Here is a 22056-nt window from a genome sequence, read left to right as displayed (position 1 = left end):
GAAAAAACCCATGACCCAACAAACGCTGACCCGCTTGAGACACCTGAAACTGACTGGCATGGCGGATGCCGTGCAACAACAACTGGAACAGGCAAGTACCTACGAAGGGCTGCCCTTCATCGAGCGGCTAAGCCTGCTGGTCGAACACGAACAACTGAGCCGGGAGCAGCGTAAACAAGCTCGGCTGGTCAAGCAGGCGAGGCTCAAACTCCAGGCCACGGTGCAAGAGGTGGACTACCAGTCTGCACGCAACCTGGAGCGGTCACAGGTGGCAAACCTGGCCCAAGGAGAGTGGCTGCGCCGGGGCCAGAACCTGCTCATTACCGGCCCCTGTGGCTGCGGAAAAACCTACCTAGCCTGTGCGCTGGGCTACCAAGCCTGTCAGCAGGGGCACAGCACTCGTTACTACCGGCTGCCGCGTCTGCTACTTGAGCTGAGCCAGGCCAAGGTAGATGGCAGTTACGCCAGACTGCTGGGTCAACTGGCAAGGATAGAGCTGCTGATCCTGGATGACTGGGGACTGGAAGCGGTGAATGCCGAGCAGCGCAACGCCCTGCTGGAGATCATGGATGATCGGTACGGGAAATACTCGACGGTCGTGGTCAGTCAGCTGCCAACGGAAGAGTGGTACGCGAGCTTGGGGGACAACACTCTGGCAGATGCGATCCTGGACCGGCTGATGCACAACGCTCACCGGCTGTCACTGAAGGGAGAATCGATGAGAAAGAGGAGAAGTGAGTTGACCCAATCTGAACACTCGAGTTAGAAACGGGGTGACGTGAGCGCGTTAAGGATCAGGGTGTTCACGTTGGCCGGAATGGCTGTTCAACTTCGCCGGAATACGCACCCGTCACTGGTAAATTCTGGCGCATAAGAACCTCAAGGGTTGGCTGTTTTATTTTATTGTTTTCGGCATTAAGCCCAATTTCTTGAGCGTTACGATAAAGCTAGCATGGAAACGATAGGTGCAAGCAAGTTAAGGGTTGCATCGCGCATGTCAATCTAGGCTATACCCTAACTTGATGTCAGGCAGGGCCGCGCCGCTTCGTCAGTGTCATTTTCAGAAGACGACTGCACCAGTTGATTGGGCGTAATGGCTGTTGTGCAGCCAGCTCCTGACAGTTCAATATCAGAAGTGATCTGCACCAATCTCGACTATGCTCAATACTCGTGTGCACCAAAGCGAGGTGAGCATGGCGACGGACACCCCACGGATTCCAGAACAAGGCGTGGCCACTCTGCCTGATGAGGCTTGGGAGCGTGCGCGCCGTCGTGCGGAGATCATCAGTCCGTTGGCGCAGTCGGAGACGGTCGGGCACGAAGCGGCCGATATGGCGGCTCAGGCGCTGGGCTTGTCTCGGCGCCAGGTATACGTTCTGATCCGGCGTGCCCGGCAAGGCAGCGGCCTCGTGACGGATCTGGTGCCCGGCCAGTCCGGTGGAGGTAAAGGTAAGGGGCGCTTGCCGGAACCGGTCGAGCGCGTCATCCACGAGCTACTGCAAAAGCGGTTCCTGACCAAGCAGAAGCGCAGCCTAGCGGCCTTTCACCGCGAAGTCACTCAGGTGTGCAAGGCTCAAAAACTGCGAGTGCCGGCGCGCAATACCGTGGCCTTACGGATCGCTAGCCTTGACCCGCGCAAGGTCATCCGCCGGCGGGAAGGCCAGGATGCCGCTCGTGACCTACAAGGTGTGGGCGGCGAGCCTCCTGCCGTGACCGCGCCGCTGGAGCAGGTGCAGATAGACCATACGGTCATCGACCTGATCGTGGTCGATGACCGCGACCGGCAACCTATTGGCCGCCCGTACCTGACCCTCGCCATCGACGTGTTCACCCGCTGCGTGCTCGGCATGGTCGTCACGCTGGAAGCGCCGTCTGCCGTTTCGGTTGGCCTGTGCCTCGTGCATGTCGCCTGCGACAAGCGCCCTTGGCTGGAAGGACTGAACGTGGAAATGGATTGGCAGATGAGCGGCAAGCCCTTGCTGCTCTACCTAGACAACGCGGCCGAGTTCAAGAGCGAGGCCCTGCGCCGGGGTTGCGAGCAGCATGGCATCCGGCTGGACTATCGCCCGCTGGGACAGCCGCACTATGGCGGCATCGTGGAACGGATCATCGGCACGGCGATGCAGATGATTCACGACGAACTGCCGGGAACGACCTTCTCCAACCCTGACCAGCGCGGCGACTACGATTCCGAAAACAAGGCCGCCCTGACGCTGCGCGAGCTAGAGCGCTGGCTCACATTGGCGGTCGGCACCTACCACGGTTCGGTGCACAACGGCCTGCTCCAACCGCCGGCCGCGCGCTGGGCCGAGGCCGTGGCGCGTGTCGGCGTACCGGCCGTCGTCACACGCGCTACTTCGTTCCTGGTCGATTTTCTGCCGATCCTCCGGCGCACGCTGACCCGCACCGGCTTTGTCATCGACCACATCCACTACTACGCCGATGCGCTCAAGCCGTGGATTGCGCGGCGTGAACGCTGGCCGTCCTTTCTGATCCGGCGCGATCCGCGCGACATCAGCCGTATCTGGGTCCTGGAACCGGAGGGACAGCATTACCTGGAAATTCCCTACCGTACCTTGTCGCATCCGGCTGTCACCCTCTGGGAACAACGGCAGGCGCTGGCGAAACTGCGGCAGCAAGGGCGCGAACAGGTGGATGAGTCGGCGCTGTTCCGCATGATCGGCCAGATGCGTGAGATTGTGACCAGCGCGCAGAAGGCCACACGCAAGGCGCGGCGTGACGCGGATCGCCGCCAGCACCTCAAGACATCAGCTCGGCCGGACAAGCCCGTTCCGCCGGATACGGATATTGCCGACCCGCAGGCAGACAACTTGCCACCCGCCAAACCGTTCGACCAGATTGAGGAGTGGTAGCCGTGGACGAATATCCCATCATCGACCTGTCCCACCTGCTGCCGGCGGCCCAGGGCTTGGCCCGTCTTCCGGCGGACGAGCGCATCCAGCGCCTTCGCGCCGACCGCTGGATCGGCTATCCGCGCGCAGTCGAGGCGCTGAACCGGCTGGAAGCCCTTTATGCGTGGCCAAACAAGCAACGCATGCCCAACCTGCTGCTGGTTGGCCCGACCAACAATGGCAAGTCGATGATCGTCGAGAAGTTCCGCCGCACCCACCCGGCCAGCTCCGACGCCGACCAGGAGCACATCCCGGTGTTGGTCGTGCAGATGCCGTCCGAGCCGTCCGTGATCCGCTTCTACGTCGCGCTGCTCGCCGCGATGGGCGCGCCGCTGCGCCCACGCCCACGGTTGCCGGAAATGGAGCAACTGGCTCTGGCACTGCTGCGCAAGGTCGGCGTGCGCATGCTGGTGATCGACGAGCTGCACAACGTGCTGGCCGGCAACAGCGTCAACCGCCGGGAATTCCTCAACCTGCTGCGCTTCCTCGGCAACGAACTGCGCATCCCGTTGGTTGGGGTAGGCACGCGCGACGCCTACCTAGCCATCCGCTCCGATGACCAGTTGGAAAATCGCTTCGAGCCGATGATGCTGCCGGTATGGGAGGCCAACGACGATTGCTGCTCACTGCTGGCCAGCTTCGCCGCTTCGCTCCCGCTGCGCCGGCCTTCCCCAATTGCCACGCTGGACATGGCTCGCTACCTGCTCACACGCAGCGAGGGCACCATAGGGGAACTGGCGCACTTGCTGATGGCGGCGGCCATCGTCGCCGTGGAGAGCGGCGAGGAAGCGATCAACCATCGCACACTCAGCATGGCCTGTCGACAACCTCTCGCGCAACCAAGACATCGCGGTCGGACTGCAAGTGATCTTGAAGCCACGGGCCCGTCCCACCCCGACATGGACCTCGATGCCCGAACGGACGTTAGATTTCGAGTTCTAGGCGTTCTGCGATGAAGGTTGGATCCCAGCCGGGATTGAAAGTGTCGACGTGGGTGAATCCGAGCCGCTCGTATAGGCCACGCAGGTTCGGGTGGCAGTCGAGCCGCAGCTTGGCGCACCCCTGCGTTCGCGCGGCATGGCGGCAAGCCTCGATCAGCGCGGAGCTGACACCCCGGCCCGCATGTGTCCGTCGCACCGCGAGCTTGTGCAGATATGCGGCCTCCCCTTGAGGGCGTCGGGCCAGAACTCGGGATCCTCGGCCGACAAGGTGCAACAGCCGACGATGCCGTCGCTGCAACTCGCGACTAGGAGCTCGGATCTCAGGACGAAGGTCTCCGCGAATGTCCGGTCGATCCGCGCGACGTCCCAGGCGGGCGTTCCCTTGGCGGACATCCACGCCGCAGCGTCGTGCATCAGCCGCACAACCTCGTCGATATCACCCGAGCAGGCGACCCGAACGTTCGGAGGCTCCTCGCTGTCCATTCGCTCCCCTGGCGCGGTATGAACCGCCGCCTCATAGTGCAGTTTGATCCTGACGAGCCCAGCATGTCTGCGCCCACCTTCGCGGAACCTGACCAGGGTCCGCTAGCGGGCGGCCGGAAGGTGAATGCTAGGCATGATCTAACCCTCGGTCTCTGGCGTCGCGACTGCGAAATTTCGCGAGGGTTTCCGAGAAGGTGATTGCGCTTCGCAGATCTCCAGGCGCGTGGGTGCGGACGTAGTCAGCGCCATTGCCGATCGCGTGAAGTTCCGCCGCAAGGCTCGCTGGACCCAGATCCTTTACAGGAAGGCCAACGGTGGCGCCCAAGAAGGATTTCCGCGACACCGAGACCAATAGCGGAAGCCCCAACGCCGACTTCAGCTTTTGAAGGTTCGACAGCACGTGCAGCGATGTTTCCGGTGCGGGGCTCAAGAAAAATCCCATCCCCGGATCGAGGATGAGCCGGTCGGCAGCGACCCCGCTCCGTCGCAAGGCGGAAACCCGCGCCTCGAAGAACCGCACAATCTCGTCGAGCGCGTCTTCGGGTCGAAGGTGACCGGTGCGGGTGGCGATGCCATCCCGCTGCGCTGAGTGCATAACCACCAGCCTGCAGTCCGCCTCAGCAATATCGGGATAGAGCGCAGGGTCAGGAAATCCTTGGATATCGTTCAGGTAGCCCACGCCGCGCTTGAGCGCATAGCGCTGGGTTTCCGGTTGGAAGCTGTCGATTGAAACACGGTGCATCTGATCGGACAGGGCGTCTAAGAGCGGCGCAATACGTCTGATCTCATCGGCCGGCGATACAGGCCTCGCGTCCGGATGGCTGGCGGCCGGTCCGACATCCACGACGTCTGATCCGACTCGCAGCATTTCGATCGCCGCGGTGACAGCGCCGGCGGGGTCTAGCCGCCGGCTCTCATCGAAGAAGGAGTCCTCGGTGAGATTCAGAATGCCGAACACCGTCACCATGGCGTCGGCCTCCGCAGCGACTTCCACGATGGGGATCGGGCGAGCAAAAAGGCAGCAATTATGAGCCCCATACCTACAAAGCCCCACGCATCAAGCTTTTGCCCATGAAGCAACCAGGCAATGGCTGTAATTATGACGACGCCGAGTCCCGACCAGACTGCATAAGCAACACCGACAGGGATGGATTTCAGAACCAGAGAAAGAAAATAAAATGCGATGCCATAACCGATTATGACAACGGCGGAAGGGGCAAGCTTAGTAAAGCCCTCGCTAGATTTTAATGCGGATGTTGCGATTACTTCGCCAACTATTGCGATAACAAGAAAAAGCCAGCCTTTCATGATATATCTCCCAATTTGTGTAGGGCTTATTATGCACGCTTAAAAATAATAAAAGCAGACTTGACCTGATAGTTTGGCTGTGAGCAATTATGTGCTTAGTGCATCTAACGTTAAGTTCAGCGGCAGCTTTTAAGTCGCGGCTTTGTGGAATACTTTTGCGCAGCAAAACCACAAAGACGCGACTTAAAAGCTGTCCAAGGAGCGAAGCGACTGGTGCTGCAACGCATTGTTAGCCTTTTTTCCAAATCTGGTATGTATAATTTATATTAGACATAAAAAACTGTTCAAAAACCAAATTGAAATTCTCAGGCATTATAGGGAATTTGATATCACCTTCGACTTCAACGTGAACAGTAGACAAATGAATTATATCTGCTTTTTCAATAAGGCTATTATAGATTTGACCCCCGCCAGAGACATATACATGATCTGTAACTTTTGATAGCTCTTTCAAAGCATTTTCTATTGAAGGAAAAACTAGGACGTTTTCATTTGAGCTTGAAATTCCGTTCTTTGACACTACTGCATATTTGCGATTTGGAAGAACACCCATAGAGTCAAATGTTTTTCTTCCGACAAGGAGCCATTGATTATATGTGAGCGCTTTAAAGAGTAGTTGCTCACCTTTTACTGACCACGGGATATCAGGACCACTACCGATTACGCCATTTTCTGACACTGCAGAAATCAATGATATTTTCAATTTAACTCCCTTAATGGCTAACTTTGTTTTAGGGCGACTGCCCTGCTGCGTAACATCGTTGCTGCTCCATAACATCAAACATCGACCCACGGCGTAACGCGCTTGCTGCTTGGATGCCCGAGGCATAGACTGTACAAAAAAACAGTCATAACAAGCCATGAAAACCGCCACTGCGCCGTTACCACCGCTGCGTTCGGTCAAGGTTCTGGACCAGTTGCGTGAGCGCATACGCTACTTGCATTACAGTTTACGAACCGAACAGGCTTATGTCCACTGGGTTCGTGCCTTCATCCGTTTCCACGGTGTGCGTCACCCGGCAACCTTGGGCAGCAGCGAAGTCGAGGCATTTCTGTCCTGGCTGGCGAACGAGCGCAAGGTTTCGGTCTCCACGCATCGTCAGGCATTGGCGGCCTTGCTGTTCTTCTACGGCAAGGTGCTGTGCACGGATCTGCCCTGGCTTCAGGAGATCGGAAGACCTCGGCCGTCGCGGCGCTTGCCGGTGGTGCTGACCCCGGATGAAGTGGTTCGCATCCTCGGTTTTCTGGAAGGCGAGCATCGTTTGTTCGCCCAGCTTCTGTATGGAACGGGCATGCGGATCAGTGAGGGTTTGCAACTGCGGGTCAAGGATCTGGATTTCGATCACGGCACGATCATCGTGCGGGAGGGCAAGGGCTCCAAGGATCGGGCCTTGATGTTACCCGAGAGCTGGCACCCAGCCTGCGCGAGCAGCTGTCGCGTGCACGGGCATGGTGGCTGAAGGACCAGGCCGAGGGCCGCAGCGGCGTTGCGCTTCCCGACGCCCTTGAGCGGAAGTATCCGCGCGCCGGGCATTCCTGGCCGTGGTTCTGGGTTTTTGCGCAGCACACGCATTCGACCGATCCACGGAGCGGTGTCGTGCGTCGCCATCACATGTATGACCAGACCTTTCAGCGCGCCTTCAAACGTGCCGTAGAACAAGCAGGCATCACGAAGCCCGCCACACCGCACACCCTCCGCCACTCGTTCGCGACGGCCTTGCTCCGCAGCGGTTACGACATTCGAACCGTGCAGGATCTGCTCGGCCATTCCGACGTCTCTACGACGATGATTTACACGCATGTGCTGAAAGTTGGCGGTGCCGGAGTGCGCTCACCGCTTGATGCGCTGCCGCCCCTCACTAGTGAGAGGTAGGGCAGCGCAAGTCAATCCTGGCGGATTCACTACCCCTGCGCGAAGGCCATCGGTGCCGCATCGAACGGCCGGTTGCGGAAAGTCCTCCCTGCGTCCGCTGATGGCCGGCAGCAGCCCGTCGTTGCCTGATGGATCCAACCCCTCCGCTGCTATAGTGCAGTCGGCTTCTGACGTTCAGTGCAGCCGTCTTCTGAAAACGACAGTCAGAATAGAGTCTGCTTTCCCATTTTTTGACACATGCCCGCGAAGGTTATAGATTTCAGCCTGACAGAAATGGGCTTTGAGGCACAACGGAACAGAAAGTGCACTTAAGCCGCCTTCAACCAAGGAGACATCGTGCAGGGGCACCGCATCGGCTACGTCCGGGTCAGCAGCTTTGACCAGAACCCGGAACGCCAGCTGGAACAAACCCAGGTGAGCAAGGTGTTCACCGACAAGGCATCGGGCAAGGACACCCAGCGCCCCCAGCTCGAAGCGCTGCTGAGCTTCGTCCGCGAAGGCGATACAGTGGTGGTGCACAGCATGGATCGGCTGGCCCGCAACCTCGATGACCTGCGTCGCTTGGTACAGAAGCTGACTCAGCGCGGCGTGCGCATCGAGTTCCTGAAGGAGGGCCTGGTGTTCACTGGCGAGGACTCGCCGATGGCCAACCTGATGCTGTCGGTGATGGGGGCCTTCGCTGAGTTCGAGCGCGCCCTGATCCGCGAGCGGCAGCGTGAGGGCATCGCCTTGGCCAAGCAGCGTGGCGCGTACCGGGGCCGCAAGAAAGCCCTGTCCGATGAGCAGGCTGCTACCCTTCGGCAGCGAGCGACGGCCGGCGAGCCCAAGGCGCAGCTTGCCCGCGAGTTCAACATCAGCCGGGAAACCCTCTACCAGTACCTCCGCACGGACGACTGACACATGCCGCGTCGCTTGATCCTCTCGGCCACGGAGCGGGACACCCTGCTTGCGCTGCCGGAAAGCCAGGATGACCTGATCCGCTACTACACCTTCAACGACTCCGACCTGTCGCTGATCCGCCAGCGACGCGGCGACGCCAACCGCCTCGGCTTCGCCGTGCAGCTCTGCCTGCTGCGCTACCCCGGTTACGCGCTGGGAACCGACAGCGAGCTGCCCGAGCCGGTCATCCTGTGGGTGGCGAAGCAAGTCCAGGCCGAGCCGGCGAGCTGGGCAAAGTACGGCGAGCGCGACGTGACCCGTCGCGAGCATGCCCAGGAACTGCGCACCTACCTGCAACTGGCCCCGTTCGGCCTGTCCGACTTCCGCGCCCTGGTGCGCGAGCTAACCGAGCTGGCCCAGCAGACCGACAAAGGCTTGCTGCTGGCCGGTCAGGCCCTGGAGAGCCTACGGCAGAAACGACGCATCCTGCCGGCGCTGAGCGTGATTGACCGGGCCTGCTCGGAAGCCATTGCGCGAGCCAATCGGCGGGTCTACCGCGCCCTGGTCGAACCACTCACGGACTCGCATCGGGCCAAGCTGGACGAGCTGTTGAAGCTCAAGGCCGGCAGCAGCATCACCTGGTTGACCTGGCTGCGCCAGGCACCGCTGAAACCCAACTCTCGGCACATGCTGGAACACATCGAGCGGCTGAAGACATTTCAGTTGGTGGACTTGCCCGAAGGCCTGGGCCGGCACATCCACCAGAACCGCCTGCTCAAGCTGGCCCGCGAGGGTGGGCAGATGACGCCCAAAGACCTCGGTAAGTTCGAGCCGCAGCGCCGCTACGCGACCCTGGCCGCCGTGGTGCTGGAGAGCACCGCGACCGTGATCGATGAGCTGGTCGATCTGCATGACCGCATCCTGGTCAAGCTGTTCAGCGGCGCGAAGCACAAGCATCAGCAGCAGTTCCAGAAGCAGGGCAAGGCGATCAACGACAAGGTGCGCCTGTACTCCAGGATCGGCCAGGCGCTGCTGGAAGCGAAGGAAAGCGGCAGCGACCCCTATGCCGCCATCGAGGCGGTGATTCCCTGGGACGAGTTCACCGAGAGCGTCAGCGAGGCCGAGCTGCTGGCCCGGCCGGAAGGCTTCGACCACCTGCACCTGGTCGGCGAGAACTTCGCCACCCTGCGCCGTTACACGCCGGCCTTGCTGGAGGTGCTGGAACTGCGCGCCGCGCCGGCCGCGCAAGGCGTGCTGGCAGCCGTGCAGACCCTGCGTGAGATGAACGCCGACAACCTGCGCAAGGTGCCGGCCGATGCACCCACGGCCTTCATCAAGCCGCGCTGGAAGCCGCTGGTGATCACCCCGGAAGGCCTCGACCGGAAATTCTACGAAATCTGCGCCCTGTCCGAGCTGAAGAACGCCCTGCGCTCCGGCGACATCTGGGTCAAGGGCTCGCGGCAGTTCCGCGACTTCGACGACTACCTGCTGCCGGCCGAGAAGTTCGCCGCACTCAAGCGCGAGCAGGCCCTGCCCCTGGCGATCAACCCGAACAGCGACCAGTACCTGGAAGAGCGTTTGCAGCTGCTGGACGAGCAGTTGGCCACCGTCACCCGCCTGGCCAAGGACAACGAGCTGCCCGATGCCATCCTCACCGAGTCAGGGCTGAAAATCACCCCGCTGGATGCGGCGGTGCCGGATCGGGCGCAGGCGCTGATCGACCAAACCAGCCAGTTACTGCCGCGCATCAAGATCACCGAACTGCTGATGGACGTGGACGACTGGACGGGCTTCAGCCGCCACTTCACCCACTTGAAGGACGGGGCCGAGGCCAAAGACAGGACGTTGCTGCTGTCCGCAATCCTCGGTGATGCGATCAACCTCGGGCTGACCAAGATGGCCGAGTCGAGCCCCGGCCTGACCTACGCCAAGCTGTCCTGGCTGCAAGCCTGGCACATCCGCGACGAAACCTATTCGGCGGCCTTGGCCGAGCTGGTCAACCACCAGTATCGCCACGCCTTTGCCGCCCACTGGGGCGACGGCACGACCTCATCCTCCGATGGCCAGCGCTTCCGCGCGGGTGGCCGGGGCGAGAGCACCGGGCACGTCAACCCGAAGTACGGTAGCGAGCCGGGACGGCTGTTCTATACCCATATCTCCGACCAGTACGCGCCGTTCAGCACCCGCGTGGTGAATGTCGGCGTCCGCGATTCCACCTATGTGCTCGACGGCCTGCTGTACCACGAGTCCGACCTGCGGATCGAGGAGCACTACACCGACACGGCCGGCTTCACCGATCACGTCTTTGCCCTGATGCACCTGCTAGGCTTCCGCTTCGCGCCGCGCATCCGCGACCTCGGCGAAACCAAGCTGTACGTGCCGCAGGGCGTGCAAGCCTACCCGACGTTGCGCCCGCTGATCGGCGGCACCCTGAACATCAAGCACGTGCGTGCCCACTGGGACGACATCCTGCGCCTGGCCAGCTCGATCAAGCAGGGCACCGTCACCGCCTCGCTGATGCTGCGCAAGCTCGGCAGCTACCCGCGCCAGAACGGACTGGCCGTGGCCCTGCGCGAGCTGGGCCGGATCGAGCGCACGCTGTTCATCCTGGACTGGCTGCAAAGTGTTGAACTGCGCCGCCGCGTGCATGCCGGCCTGAACAAAGGTGAGGCGCGCAACTCGCTGGCCAGGGCGGTGTTCTTCAACCGCCTTGGGGAAATCAGGGATCGGAGCTTCGAGCAGCAGCGCTACCGGGCCAGCGGCCTCAACCTGGTGACGGCGGCTATCGTGCTGTGGAACACGGTGTACCTGGAACGCGCCACCCAGGGGTTGGTCGAGGCCGGCAAGCCGGTGGACGGCGAGCTGCTGCAATTCCTGTCGCCGCTGGGCTGGGAGCACATCAACCTAACCGGCGATTACGTCTGGCGGCAGAGCCGCAGACTGGAAGACGGGAAGTTTCGGCCCTTACGGATGCCCGGAAAACCTTAGCGTACGATTTTTTCCGAATTCTGCGGGCTCCCCTATCTCATCTGCGCAAGGCAGAACGTGAAGACGGCCGCCCTGGACCTCGCCCGCGAGCGCCAGGCGCACGAGGCCGGCGCGCGGACCCGCGCCACGGCCCACGAGCGGACGCCGCAGCAGGAGCGCCAGAAGGCCGCCAGAGAGGCCGAGCGCGGCCGTGAGGCTTGGACGCTAGGGCAGGGCATGAAAAAGCCCGTAGCGGGCTGCTACGGGCGTCTGACGCGGTGGAAAGGGGGAGGGGATGTTGTCTACATGGCTCTGCTGTAGTGAGTGGGTTGCGCTCCGGCAGCGGTCCTGATCAATCGTCACCCTTTCTCGGTCCTTCAACGTTCCTGACAACGAGCCTCCTTTTCGCCAATCCATCGACAATCACCGCGAGTCCCTGCTCGAACGCTGCGTCCGGACCGGCTTCGTCGAAGGCGTCTATCGCGGCCCGCAACAGCGGCGAGAGCGGAGCCTGTTCAACGGTGCCGCCGCGCTCGCCGGCATCGCTGTCGCCGGCCTGCTCCTCAAGCACGGCCCCAACAGTGAAGTAGCTGATTGTCATCAGCGCATTGACGGCGTCCCCGGCCGAAAAACCCGCCTCGCAGAGGAAGCGAAGCTGCGCGTCGGCCGTTTCCATCTGCGGTGCGCCCGGTCGCGTGCCGGCATGGATGCGCGCGCCATCGCGGTAGGCGAGCAGCGCCTGCCTGAAGCTGCGGGCATTCCCGATCAGAAATGAGCGCCAGTCGTCGTCGGCTCTCGGCACCGAATGCGTATGATTCTCCGCCAGCATGGCTTCGGCCAGTGCGTCGAGCAGCGCCCGCTTGTTCCTGAAGTGCCAGTAAAGCGCCGGCTGCTGAACCCCCAACCGTTCCGCCAGTTTGCGTGTCGTCAGACCGTCTACGCCGACCTCGTTCAACAGGTCCAGGGCGGCACGGATCACTGTATTCGGCTGCAACTTTGTCATGCTTGACACTTTATCACTGATAAACATAATATGTCCACCAACTTATCAGTGATAAAGAATCCGCGCGTTCAATCGGACCAGCGGAGGCTGGTCCGGAGGCCAGACGTGAAACCCAACAGACCCCTGATCGTAATTCTGAGCACTGTCGCGCTCGACGCTGTCGGCATCGGCCTGATTATGCCGGTGCTGCCGGGCCTCCTGCGCGATCTGGTTCACTCGAACGACGTCACCGCCCACTATGGCATTCTGCTGGCGCTGTATGCGTTGATGCAATTTGCCTGCGCACCTGTGCTGGGCGCGCTGTCGGATCGTTTCGGGCGGCGGCCGGTCTTGCTCGTCTCGCTGGCCGGCGCTGCTGTCGACTACGCCATCATGGCGACGGCGCCTTTCCTTTGGGTTCTCTATATCGGGCGGATCGTGGCCGGCATCACCGGGGCGACTGGGGCGGTAGCCGGCGCTTATATTGCCGATATCACTGATGGCGATGAGCGCGCGCGGCACTTCGGCTTCATGAGCGCCTGTTTCGGGTTCGGGATGGTCGCGGGACCTGTGCTCGGTGGGCTGATGGGCGGTTTCTCCCCCACGCTCCGTTCTTCGCCGCGGCAGCCTTGAACGGCCTCAATTTCCTGACGGGCTGTTTCCTTTTGCCGGAGTCGCACAAAGGCGAACGCCGGCCGTTACGCCGGGAGGCTCTCAACCCGCTCGCTTCGTTCCGGTGGGCCCGGGGCATGACCGTCGTCGCCGCCCTGATGGCGGTCTTCTTCATCATGCAACTTGTCGGACAGGTGCCGGCCGCGCTTTGGGTCATTTTCGGCGAGGATCGCTTTCACTGGGACGCGACCACGATCGGCATTTCGCTTGCCGCATTTGGCATTCTGCATTCACTCGCCCAGGCAATGATCACCGGCCCTGTAGCCGCCCGGCTCGGCGAAAGGCGGGCACTCATGCTCGGAATGATTGCCGACGGCACAGGCTACATCCTGCTTGCCTTCGCGACACGGGGATGGATGGCGTTCCCGATCATGGTCCTGCTTGCTTCGGGTGGCATCGGAATGCCGGCGCTGCAAGCAATGTTGTCCAGGCAGGTGGATGAGGAACGTCAGGGGCAGCTGCAAGGCTCACTGGCGGCGCTCACCAGCCTGACCTCGATCGTCGGACCCCTCCTCTTCACGGCGATCTATGCGGCTTCTATAACAACGTGGAACGGGTGGGCATGGATTGCAGGCGCTGCCCTCTACTTGCTCTGCCTGCCGGCGCTGCGTCGCGGGCTTTGGAGCGGCGCAGGGCAACGAGCCGATCGCTGATCGTGGAAACGATAGGCCTATGCCATGCGGGTCAAGGCGACTTCCGGCAAGCTATACGCGCCCTAGGAGTGCGGTTGGAACGTTGGCCCAGCCAGATACTCCCGATCACGAGCAGGACGCCGATGATTTGAAGCGCACTCAGCGTCTGATCCAAGAACAACCATCCTAGCAACACGGCGGTCCCCGGGCTGAGAAAGCCCAGTAAGGAAACAACTGTAGGTTCGAGTCGCGAGATCCCCCGGAACCAAAGGAAGTAGGTTAAACCCGCTCCGATCAGGCCGAGCCACGCCAGGCCGAGAACATTGGTTCCTGTAGGCATCGGGATTGGCGGATCAAACACTAAAGCTACTGGAACGAGCAGAAGTCCTCCGGCCGCCAGTTGCCAGGCGGTAAAGGTGAGCAGAGGCACGGGAGGTTGCCACTTGCGGGTCAGCACGGTTCCGAACGCCATGGAAACCGCCCCCGCCAGGCCCGCTGCGACGCCGACAGGATCTAGCGCTGCGTTTGGTGTCAACACCAACAGCGCCACGCCCGCAGTTCCGCAAATAGCCCCCAGGACCGCCATCAATCGTATCGGGCTACCTAGCAGAGCGGCAGAGATGAACACGACCATCAGCGGCTGCACAGCGCCTACCGTCGCCGCGACCCCGCCCGGCAGGCGGTAGACCGAAATAAACAACAAACTCCAGAATAGCGAAATATTAAGTGCGCCGAGGATGAAGATGCGCATCCACCAGATTCCCGTTGGAATCTGTCGGACGATCATCACGAGCAATAAACCCGCCGGCAACGCCCGCAGCATCGCGACCGTCATCGGTGAGAAGTTCGGCAGGTATTGGGTGGTGACAATGTAGGTGCTGCCCCAAATGGCAGGTGCTATCGCTGTGAACAATAAATCGGGCGTGCGTAATGACATGCGATTACAAGACCTCCGCTACGGCGATGGGTTTTTGAGAGTTGCAGGCGCCGCGATGACCGCACCCTGACTTGGACTGGCCCTGCCTCGCACCAATCCACCTGCGGCTATGGCCGCGATCATGCGAGGCCCGAAAATTACACGACCTGTACACGTCCGCCGAACCCGGAACGCAACAGAGCTTCGTGGGCATCCCGATCCGGGTCGTAGCAGCAGTCCTGGACCAAACGCACGTCGTAGTCCGCATCACTAGCCCAGGCGACGCTTGAAAGAACAACGCCGGTGGTGCTTATCCCGGCCATGACAAGCGTGCTTACGCCGCGCGTCCGAAGGTCGGCGTCGAGCGCCGTGCCATAAAAGACGCTGGCTCGCGGACATGCATAGAAAAGGTCGCCCCGTTCGATCGCAAGCCCTTCGACGGGCAGACCGGTGCGAAATCGTCCGCTCGGGAGATACGGTGAGATTTGGCGATTCGTCGCCGGCGGCGCATGTTCATACTCTTCGCCGAGCGAAAAGTTGGGGAACAGCACGGGCCGGCCGCGCAAGGCGTGCTGGCAGCCGTGCAGACCCTGCGTGAGATGAACGCCGACAACCTGCGCAAGGTGCCGGCCGATGCACCCACGGCCTTCATCAAGCCGCGCTGGAAGCCGCTGGTGATCACCCCGGAAGGCCTCGACCGGAAATTCTACGAAATCTGCGCCCTGTCCGAGCTGAAGAACGCCCTGCGCTCCGGCGACATCTGGGTCAAGGGCTCGCGGCAGTTCCGCGACTTCGACGACTACCTGCTGCCGGCCGAGAAGTTCGCCGCACTCAAGCGCGAGCAGGCCCTGCCCCTGGCGATCAACCCGAACAGCGACCAGTACCTGGAAGAGCGTTTGCAGCTGCTGGACGAGCAGTTGGCCACCGTCACCCGCCTGGCCAAGGACAACGAGCTGCCCGATGCCATCCTCACCGAGTCAGGGCTGAAAATCACCCCGCTGGATGCGGCGGTGCCGGATCGGGCGCAGGCGCTGATCGACCAAACCAGCCAGTTACTGCCGCGCATCAAGATCACCGAACTGCTGATGGACGTGGACGACTGGACGGGCTTCAGCCGCCACTTCACCCACTTGAAGGACGGGGCCGAGGCCAAAGACAGGACGTTGCTGCTGTCCGCAATCCTCGGTGATGCGATCAACCTCGGGCTGACCAAGATGGCCGAGTCGAGCCCCGGCCTGACCTACGCCAAGCTGTCCTGGCTGCAAGCCTGGCACATCCGCGACGAAACCTATTCGGCGGCCTTGGCCGAGCTGGTCAACCACCAGTATCGCCACGCCTTTGCCGCCCACTGGGGCGACGGCACGACCTCATCCTCCGATGGCCAGCGCTTCCGCGCGGGTGGCCGGGGCGAGAGCACCGGGCACGTCAACCCGAAGTACGGTAGCGAGCCGGGACGGCTGTTCTATACCCATATCTCCGACCAGTACGCGCCGTTCAGCACCCGCGTGGTGAATGTCGGCGTCCGCGATTCCACCTATGTGCTCGACGGCCTGCTGTACCACGAGTCCGACCTGCGGATCGAGGAGCACTACACCGACACGGCCGGCTTCACCGATCACGTCTTTGCCCTGATGCACCTGCTAGGCTTCCGCTTCGCGCCGCGCATCCGCGACCTCGGCGAAACCAAGCTGTACGTGCCGCAGGGCGTGCAAGCCTACCCGACGTTGCGCCCGCTGATCGGCGGCACCCTGAACATCAAGCACGTGCGTGCCCACTGGGACGACATCCTGCGCCTGGCCAGCTCGATCAAGCAGGGCACCGTCACCGCCTCGCTGATGCTGCGCAAGCTCGGCAGCTACCCGCGCCAGAACGGACTGGCCGTGGCCCTGCGCGAGCTGGGCCGGATCGAGCGCACGCTGTTCATCCTGGACTGGCTGCAAAGTGTTGAACTGCGCCGCCGCGTGCATGCCGGCCTGAACAAAGGTGAGGCGCGCAACTCGCTGGCCAGGGCGGTGTTCTTCAACCGCCTTGGGGAAATCAGGGATCGGAGCTTCGAGCAGCAGCGCTACCGGGCCAGCGGCCTCAACCTGGTGACGGCGGCTATCGTGCTGTGGAACACGGTGTACCTGGAACGCGCCACCCAGGGGTTGGTCGAGGCCGGCAAGCCGGTGGACGGCGAGCTGCTGCAATTCCTGTCGCCGCTGGGCTGGGAGCACATCAACCTAACCGGCGATTACGTCTGGCGGCAGAGCCGCAGACTGGAAGACGGGAAGTTTCGGCCCTTACGGATGCCCGGAAAACCTTAGCGTACGATTTTTTCCGAATTCTGCGGGCTCCCCTAGCGGCGCAATCCCCGACTCCATCCCCAAGGCGCCAGCTGGGAGACATCGGCCTGACAATGAGGGCAACCGCTGCATGCCGGTAACTGGGTATTGAGCGAGGTAATGGCTTGTGGCGCCGTGAGCTGCTGCTGGGCAACACGACGCTGGCGCTGGGTAAGCTGTGGAAAGAGGGATAACAGGTGTTGAAAGGCAGGGGTATCCATGATGGTAGACCTCAAGGTGATGGCCTACTTCAAGATTAGCCTTTCAACACGTAATTGGGACAGCGTCAAAAGAAACCGTTCTGGCGAGACAACTATAAATGTGCTCATGTTGAGCCGTGGCCCAAAAGTGTAAAGTTTTCCTTTCCACACCGTGGGAAACCTAACAAAATAATTGACAATAATAATGAAAATGTCATTATCATGTTGAAATATATTGATTATATTTAGAATTGCCTCTTATCAGGTGACGCTAACCTTTCTAGAACAGAAATATTGCAAAGGCCCTGATACCTCAGGGTCTTTTTTTATGCATTCAAGGCTGAACCACTCAGCCCGAAAGGGATATGACGTTTTATGGCTGCCTCCTTTACAGTGATGGATATTCTCGACAGGAACACTTTGTGAGAGGTGCCATGCAGTTGATCACTCCTTTATTGCTACTGCTGGCCAGTTTGCTGTCCGGCCAGTTGCAGGCCAAGCCACTCAAGATAGGGGTCAACTTTGCCATCCCTCCTTATGTCATCGAAAGTAATCACCGTGGCATCGAGCTGGACCTGCTGAATGAGGCGTTCGCCGGCAGCGGCTATGATCCCAGCTTTGAATTTCTGCCGCTGGAGCGTACCTTCCGCCTGTTCGAGTCCGGCAAGCTGGATGCCATCATCAACGTCAGACCCGGTATGGTTGATCCCCATTTTCTGACCCGCCCCGTCATCACCTTCCATAACCGGATCTTCACCCTGCGCAGCACCCACATCAGTACACTGGATGATCTGCATTCAAAACGGGTCACCGCCTTTCAACGGGCAAGGATCATTTTGGGGGGCGCGTTCGCCACCATGGCCAACCAGAATCCCCACTATGAGGAGGTAGCCAAGCAGCAGGTGCAGGTACATCAGCTGATGCGCGGCAGGGTCGATGCTGTGGTACTGGAGGAGCGGGTGTTCTACTACTACCTCGACCAGCTGATTGCCACCGCCCAGGCTGGCGAGCACTACGAGCGCAATCAGGTCAGGCAAGCAGACCTCTTCCCGCCCACCGTCTATCACTTTGCCTTCCGAACGGCCGATGCCCGCAATCTGTTTGATGAGCGCCTTGAGGCGATGCTCCAGGATGGCCGCTATCACCAGATTTTCGCGGCTTACGGCGCCACGCCGTGAGCCACAAACATAAAAGCCAGCCAGTAAGGGCTAATACCTGTCAGTTAAGCCTGACTGGCATTGTTTTTATTACCTTTTTTCACACTATACCTCTGTGGCCTTGGCTTTACGCAGCGGGGTAACTTCGCGCCCTGCGTTCTGACAGCACAAACTGCCCCGCCTGTTTATCCAGCTCTGCTACCAGCTTTGGGATAGCCCCCGATGACATGTACGCATGTCTATGCTGCTGCAGGCTGTGCTTCATTTCCCGATAGCCCAACTCGATTTCCCAGCGATGGCTGTAAAGCTCGACAATATCGGCACCCGGGAAACGCATCGGGCCCAAAAATACAAAAGCCCGGTCATGAAGCCGGGCTTTGTGTTCACTCTGGTATATAAATCTGTGGGTCACCGGGCAAAAATCGCCCATAGCAAAAAGGCCTTCCCGGTCGGGAAGGCCTTCAAATTAGTGGCGGAGCGGACGGGACTCGAACCCGCGACCCCCGGCGTGACAGGCCGGTATTCTAACCGACTGAACTACCGCTCCGCTGTCTGGTTAGCTTTTTGCTAAATTGTCTGCCGTTTCAACGAGGTGTCATCCTCTCGGCCAACACCGTGATATTTCACAATGCTGTTTAATTGGGTGCCTGGCAGTGTCCTACTCTCGCATGGCGAATGCCACACTACCATCGGCGCTACCGCGTTTCACTTCTGAGTTCGGCATGGGATCAGGTGGTTCCACGGCGCTATGGCCGCCAGGCAAATTCTTTAATCCAGAAAGCTGACGTGAATAACGACTTGGCTAGTTTGCTTTGTCATTATCACTGAATTTGTAAGTAGTTCACTCATTCGCTACAAGGCCCAGAACACTTCTTGGGTGTTGTATGGTTAAGCCTCACGGGTAATTAGTATGGGTTAGCTCAACACATCACTGCGCTTACACACCCCACCTATCAACGTTGTGGTCTCCAACGGCCCTTTAGGACCCTCAAGGGGTCAGGGATGACTCATCTCAGGGCTCGCTTCCCGCTTAGATGCTTTCAGCGGTTATCGATTCCGAACTTAGCTACCGGGCAGTGCCACTGGCGTGACAACCCGAACACCAGAGGTTCGTTCACTCCGGTCCTCTCGTACTAGGAGCAACTCCCTTCAATCATCCAACGCCCACGGCAGATAGGGACCGAACTGTCTCACGACGTTCTGAACCCAGCTCGCGTACCACTTTAAATGGCGAACAGCCATACCCTTGGGACCGACTTCAGCCCCAGGATGTGATGAGCCGACATCGAGGTGCCAAACACCGCCGTCGATATGAACTCTTGGGCGGTATCAGCCTGTTATCCCCGGAGTACCTTTTATCCGTTGAGCGATGGCCCTTCCATTCAGAACCACCGGATCACTATGACCTACTTTCGTACCTGCTCGACCTGTCCGTCTCGCAGTTAAGCTGGCTTATGCCATTGCACTAACCTCCTGATGTCCGACCAGGATTAGCCAACCTTCGTGCTCCTCCGTTACTCTTTGGGAGGAGACCGCCCCAGTCAAACTACCCACCAGGCACTGTCCGCGAGCCCGATTCAGGGCCCTGCGTTAGAACATCAAACATACAAGGGTGGTATTTCAAGGTCGGCTCCAGCGCAACTGGCGTCACGCCTTCAAAGCCTCCCACCTATCCTACACATGTAGGTTCAATGTTCAGTGCCAAGCTGTAGTAAAGGTTCACGGGGTCTTTCCGTCTAGCCGCGGGTACACCGCATCTTCACGGCGAATTCGATTTCACTGAGTCTCGGGTGGAGACAGCATGGCCATGGTTACACCATTCGTGCAGGTCGGAACTTACCCGACAAGGAATTTCGCTACCTTAGGACCGTTATAGTTACGGCCGCCGTTTACCGGGGCTTCGATCAAGAGCTTCGCTTGCGCTAACCCCATCAATTAACCTTCCGGCACCGGGCAGGTGTCACACCCTATACGTCCACTTTCGTGTTTGCAGAGTGCTGTGTTTTTGATAAACAGTCCCAGCCATCTGGTCACTGCGACTCCCAACTGCTCCATCCGCAAGGGACTTCACTGTCAAGAGCGAACCTTCTCCCGAAGTTACGGTTCTATTTTGCCTAGTTCCTTCACCCGAGTTCTCTCAAGCGCCTTGGTATTCTCTACCCGACCACCTGTGTCGGTTTGGGGTACGATGACTTGTAATCTGAAGCTTAGAGGCTTTTCCTGGAAGCAGGGCATCAATGGCTTCCACACCGTAGTGTGTTCGTCTCGTGTCTCAGTGTTGTGTCTCCGGATTTGCCTAGAAACACCACCTACGCACTTTCACCAGGACAACCGTCGCCTGGCCCACCTAGCCTTCTCCGTCCCCCCATCGCAATTACAAGTCGTGCAGGAATATTAACCTGCTTCCCATCGATTACGCCTTTCGGCCTCACCTTAGGGGTCGACTCACCCTGCCCCGATTAACGTTGGACAGGAACCCTTGGTCTTCCGGCGAGGAGGCTTTTCACCCCTTTATCGTTACTTACGTCAGCATTCGCACTTCTGATATCTCCAGCATACCTCTCGATACACCTTCGCAGACTTACAGAACGCTCCCCTACCACTCACACATAAGTGTGAATCCGCGGCTTCGGTGCCTGGTTTGAGCCCCGTTACATCTTCCGCGCAGGCCGACTCGACTAGTGAGCTATTACGCTTTCTTTAAATGATGGCTGCTTCTAAGCCAACATCCTAGCTGTCTGAGCCTTCCCACATCGTTTCCCACTTAACCAGAACTTTGGGACCTTAGCCGGCGGTCTGGGTTGTTTCCCTCTTCACGACGGACGTTAGCACCCGCCGTGTGTCTCCCGGATAGTACTTACTGGTATTCGGAGTTTGCATGGGGTTGGTAAGTCGGGATGACCCCCTAGCCCAAACAGTGCTCTACCCCCAGTAGTATTCGTCCGAGGCGCTACCTAAATAGCTTTCGGGGAGAACCAGCTATCTCCGAGTTTGATTGGCCTTTCACCCCCAGCCACAGGTCATCCCCTAACTTTGCAACGTTAGTGGGTTCGGTCCTCCAGTTGATGTTACTCAACCTTCAACCTGCCCATGGCTAGATCACCCGGTTTCGGGTCTACACCTTGCAACTAGACGCCCAGTTAAGACTCGGTTTCCCTACGGCTCCCCTATACGGTTAACCTCGCTACAAAATGTAAGTCGCTGACCCATTATACAAAAGGTACGCAGTCACCCCGAAGGGCTCCCACTGCTTGTACGTACACGGTTTCAGGTTCTATTTCACTCCCCTCACAGGGGTTCTTTTCGCCTTTCCCTCACGGTACTGGTTCACTATCGGTCAGTCAGGAGTATTTAGCCTTGGAGGATGGTCCCCCCATATTCAGACAGGATGTCACGTGTCCCGCCCTACTCGATTTCACATCAAGGTTGTTTTCGTGTACGGGGCTATCACCCTGTATCGCCGGCCTTTCCAGGACCGTTCCACTAACTTCCAAGATGCTTAAGGGCTAATCCCCGTTCGCTCGCCGCTACTGAGGGAATCTCGGTTGATTTCTTTTCCTCGGGGTACTTAGATGTTTCAGTTCTCCCGGTTCGCCTCTGTTACCTATGTATTCAGTAACAGATACCCGAGTTATCTCGGGTGGGTTTCCCCATTCGGAAATCTGTGAGTAATAGCGTCTCTTACCGACTTCTCACAGCTTATCGCAGGTTAGTACGTCCTTCATCGCCTCTGACTGCCAAGGCATCCACCATGTACGCTTAGTCACTTAACCATACAACCCCAAGAAGTGTCGGTGAAACCGGCACAGC

13 protein-coding genes, 1 tRNA gene, 2 rRNA genes and 7 pseudogenes are annotated in these 22056 nt (G+C 59.7%); 11 read left to right on the top strand and 12 right to left on the bottom strand.

The window, feature by feature from the left end; genetic code table 11:
• Window positions 1-10 precede the first annotated feature (10 nt).
• From istB to NMD14_01745, 4 genes and pseudogenes are all read left to right on the top strand, one after another.
• Window positions 11-766, top strand: a complete 756-nt coding sequence (gene istB / locus NMD14_01760; GenBank protein XEI33225.1) for an IS21-like element ISAs29 family helper ATPase IstB — start codon at window positions 11-13, stop codon at window positions 764-766.
• Between the two features lie 281 nt (window positions 767-1047).
• Window positions 1048-1119, top strand: a pseudogene (locus NMD14_01755) (EAL domain-containing protein).
• Window positions 1120-1193: 74 nt separating this feature from the next.
• Entirely contained in the window at window positions 1194-2873 is a 1680-nt protein-coding gene (locus NMD14_01750; GenBank protein ID XEI33224.1) for a DDE-type integrase/transposase/recombinase, read from the top strand.
• A 2-nt stretch (window positions 2874-2875) separates the two neighbouring features.
• The gene (locus NMD14_01745) at window positions 2876-3868 is read left to right on the top strand and encodes a TniB family NTP-binding protein (GenBank protein ID XEI33223.1); all 993 of its coding nucleotides are present in this window, start codon (window positions 2876-2878) and stop codon (window positions 3866-3868) included.
• On the opposite strand, the pseudogene NMD14_01740 reads toward NMD14_01745, so the two are convergent.
• The 4 genes and pseudogenes from NMD14_01740 to dfrA17 form a co-directional block, all read right to left on the bottom strand.
• Window positions 3837-4336, bottom strand: a pseudogene (locus tag NMD14_01740) (GNAT family N-acetyltransferase). The gene NMD14_01745 and the pseudogene NMD14_01740 sit on opposite strands and share 32 nt — an antisense overlap.
• 127 nt (window positions 4337-4463) lie before the next feature.
• On the bottom strand, window positions 4464-5303 hold the full coding sequence (sul1, locus tag NMD14_01735; GenBank protein ID XEI33222.1) for a sulfonamide-resistant dihydropteroate synthase Sul1: 840 nt from the start codon (window positions 5301-5303) through the stop codon (window positions 4464-4466).
• Entirely contained in the window at window positions 5297-5644 is a 348-nt protein-coding gene (locus NMD14_01730; protein XEI33221.1) for a quaternary ammonium compound efflux SMR transporter QacE delta 1, read from the bottom strand. Before NMD14_01730 ends, sul1 begins: the two co-directional genes overlap by 7 nt.
• Window positions 5645-5873: 229 nt before the next feature.
• Complete coding sequence (dfrA17, locus tag NMD14_01725) at window positions 5874-6347, bottom strand: trimethoprim-resistant dihydrofolate reductase DfrA17 (GenBank protein ID XEI34692.1); 474 nt, start codon at window positions 6345-6347, stop codon at window positions 5874-5876.
• A gap of 157 nt (window positions 6348-6504) precedes the next feature.
• Between dfrA17 and intI1 the strand changes: the two are divergent.
• The 4 genes and pseudogenes from intI1 to NMD14_01705 all read left to right on the top strand — a co-directional run bounded on the left by intI1 (window position 6505) and on the right by NMD14_01705 (window position 11684).
• A pseudogene (gene intI1, locus NMD14_01720) lies at window positions 6505-7517 on the top strand (class 1 integron integrase IntI1).
• 336 nt (window positions 7518-7853) lie between these two features.
• Window positions 7854-8414 (top strand): recombinase family protein, encoded by a 561-nt coding sequence (locus NMD14_01715; GenBank protein XEI33220.1) that lies wholly within the window; start codon window positions 7854-7856, stop codon window positions 8412-8414.
• A 3-nt stretch (window positions 8415-8417) separates the two neighbouring features.
• Entirely contained in the window at window positions 8418-11384 is a 2967-nt protein-coding gene (locus NMD14_01710; protein ID XEI33219.1) for a Tn3-like element TnAs1 family transposase, read from the top strand.
• Window positions 11385-11441: 57 nt separating this feature from the next.
• Window positions 11442-11684: a relaxase gene (locus NMD14_01705; protein XEI33218.1), complete on the top strand. Its 243-nt coding sequence runs from the start codon at window positions 11442-11444 to the stop codon at window positions 11682-11684.
• A gap of 31 nt (window positions 11685-11715) precedes the next feature.
• Here the strand turns inward: NMD14_01705 and tetR(A) are convergent, their stop codons facing one another.
• Entirely contained in the window at window positions 11716-12366 is a 651-nt protein-coding gene (tetR(A), locus tag NMD14_01700) for a tetracycline resistance transcriptional repressor TetR(A) (protein XEI33217.1), read from the bottom strand.
• Between the two features lie 105 nt (window positions 12367-12471).
• On the opposite strand from tetR(A), the pseudogene tet(A) reads away from it, so the two are divergent.
• A pseudogene (gene tet(A), locus NMD14_01695) lies at window positions 12472-13670 on the top strand (tetracycline efflux MFS transporter Tet(A)).
• 31 nt (window positions 13671-13701) lie between these two features.
• Here tet(A) and NMD14_01690 read toward each other — a convergent pair.
• Complete coding sequence (locus NMD14_01690; protein ID XEI33216.1) at window positions 13702-14586, bottom strand: EamA family transporter; 885 nt, start codon at window positions 14584-14586, stop codon at window positions 13702-13704.
• Window positions 14587-14723: 137 nt separating this feature from the next.
• Window positions 14724-15116: a cysteine hydrolase gene (locus tag NMD14_01685; GenBank protein XEI33215.1), complete on the bottom strand. Its 393-nt coding sequence runs from the start codon at window positions 15114-15116 to the stop codon at window positions 14724-14726.
• A gap of 3 nt (window positions 15117-15119) precedes the next feature.
• Here NMD14_01685 and NMD14_01680 point away from each other — a divergent pair.
• A pseudogene (locus tag NMD14_01680) lies at window positions 15120-16871 on the top strand (Tn3-like element TnAs1 family transposase).
• A 35-nt stretch (window positions 16872-16906) separates the two neighbouring features.
• Here the strand turns inward: NMD14_01680 and NMD14_01675 are convergent.
• Window positions 16907-17110: pseudogene (locus NMD14_01675) on the bottom strand (IS1595 family transposase).
• Between the two features lie 413 nt (window positions 17111-17523).
• On the opposite strand from NMD14_01675, the gene NMD14_01670 reads away from it, so the two are divergent.
• A complete protein-coding gene (locus NMD14_01670; protein XEI33214.1) occupies window positions 17524-18267 on the top strand; it encodes a transporter substrate-binding domain-containing protein in 744 nt (247 codons plus the stop codon).
• Window positions 18268-18311: 44 nt separating this feature from the next.
• On the opposite strand, the pseudogene NMD14_01665 reads toward NMD14_01670, so the two are convergent.
• The 4 genes and pseudogenes from NMD14_01665 to NMD14_01650 all read right to left on the bottom strand — a co-directional run bounded on the left by NMD14_01665 (window position 18312) and on the right by NMD14_01650 (window position 22019).
• Window positions 18312-18592 (bottom strand): annotated as a pseudogene (locus tag NMD14_01665) (IS4 family transposase).
• Window positions 18593-18716: 124 nt separating this feature from the next.
• Window positions 18717-18793, bottom strand: a tRNA-Asp gene (locus NMD14_01660).
• 98 nt (window positions 18794-18891) lie between these two features.
• Window positions 18892-19006 (bottom strand): 5S ribosomal RNA (gene rrf / locus NMD14_01655).
• A gap of 124 nt (window positions 19007-19130) precedes the next feature.
• Window positions 19131-22019, bottom strand: a 23S ribosomal RNA gene (locus NMD14_01650).
• Between the last annotated feature and the right edge of the window lie 37 nt (window positions 22020-22056).

This window comes from Aeromonas veronii (assembly GCA_041319085.1).
GTDB classification, from domain to species: domain Bacteria; phylum Pseudomonadota; class Gammaproteobacteria; order Enterobacterales; family Aeromonadaceae; genus Aeromonas; species Aeromonas veronii_F.
This window is presented reverse-complemented; position numbering and strand designations above follow the sequence as displayed.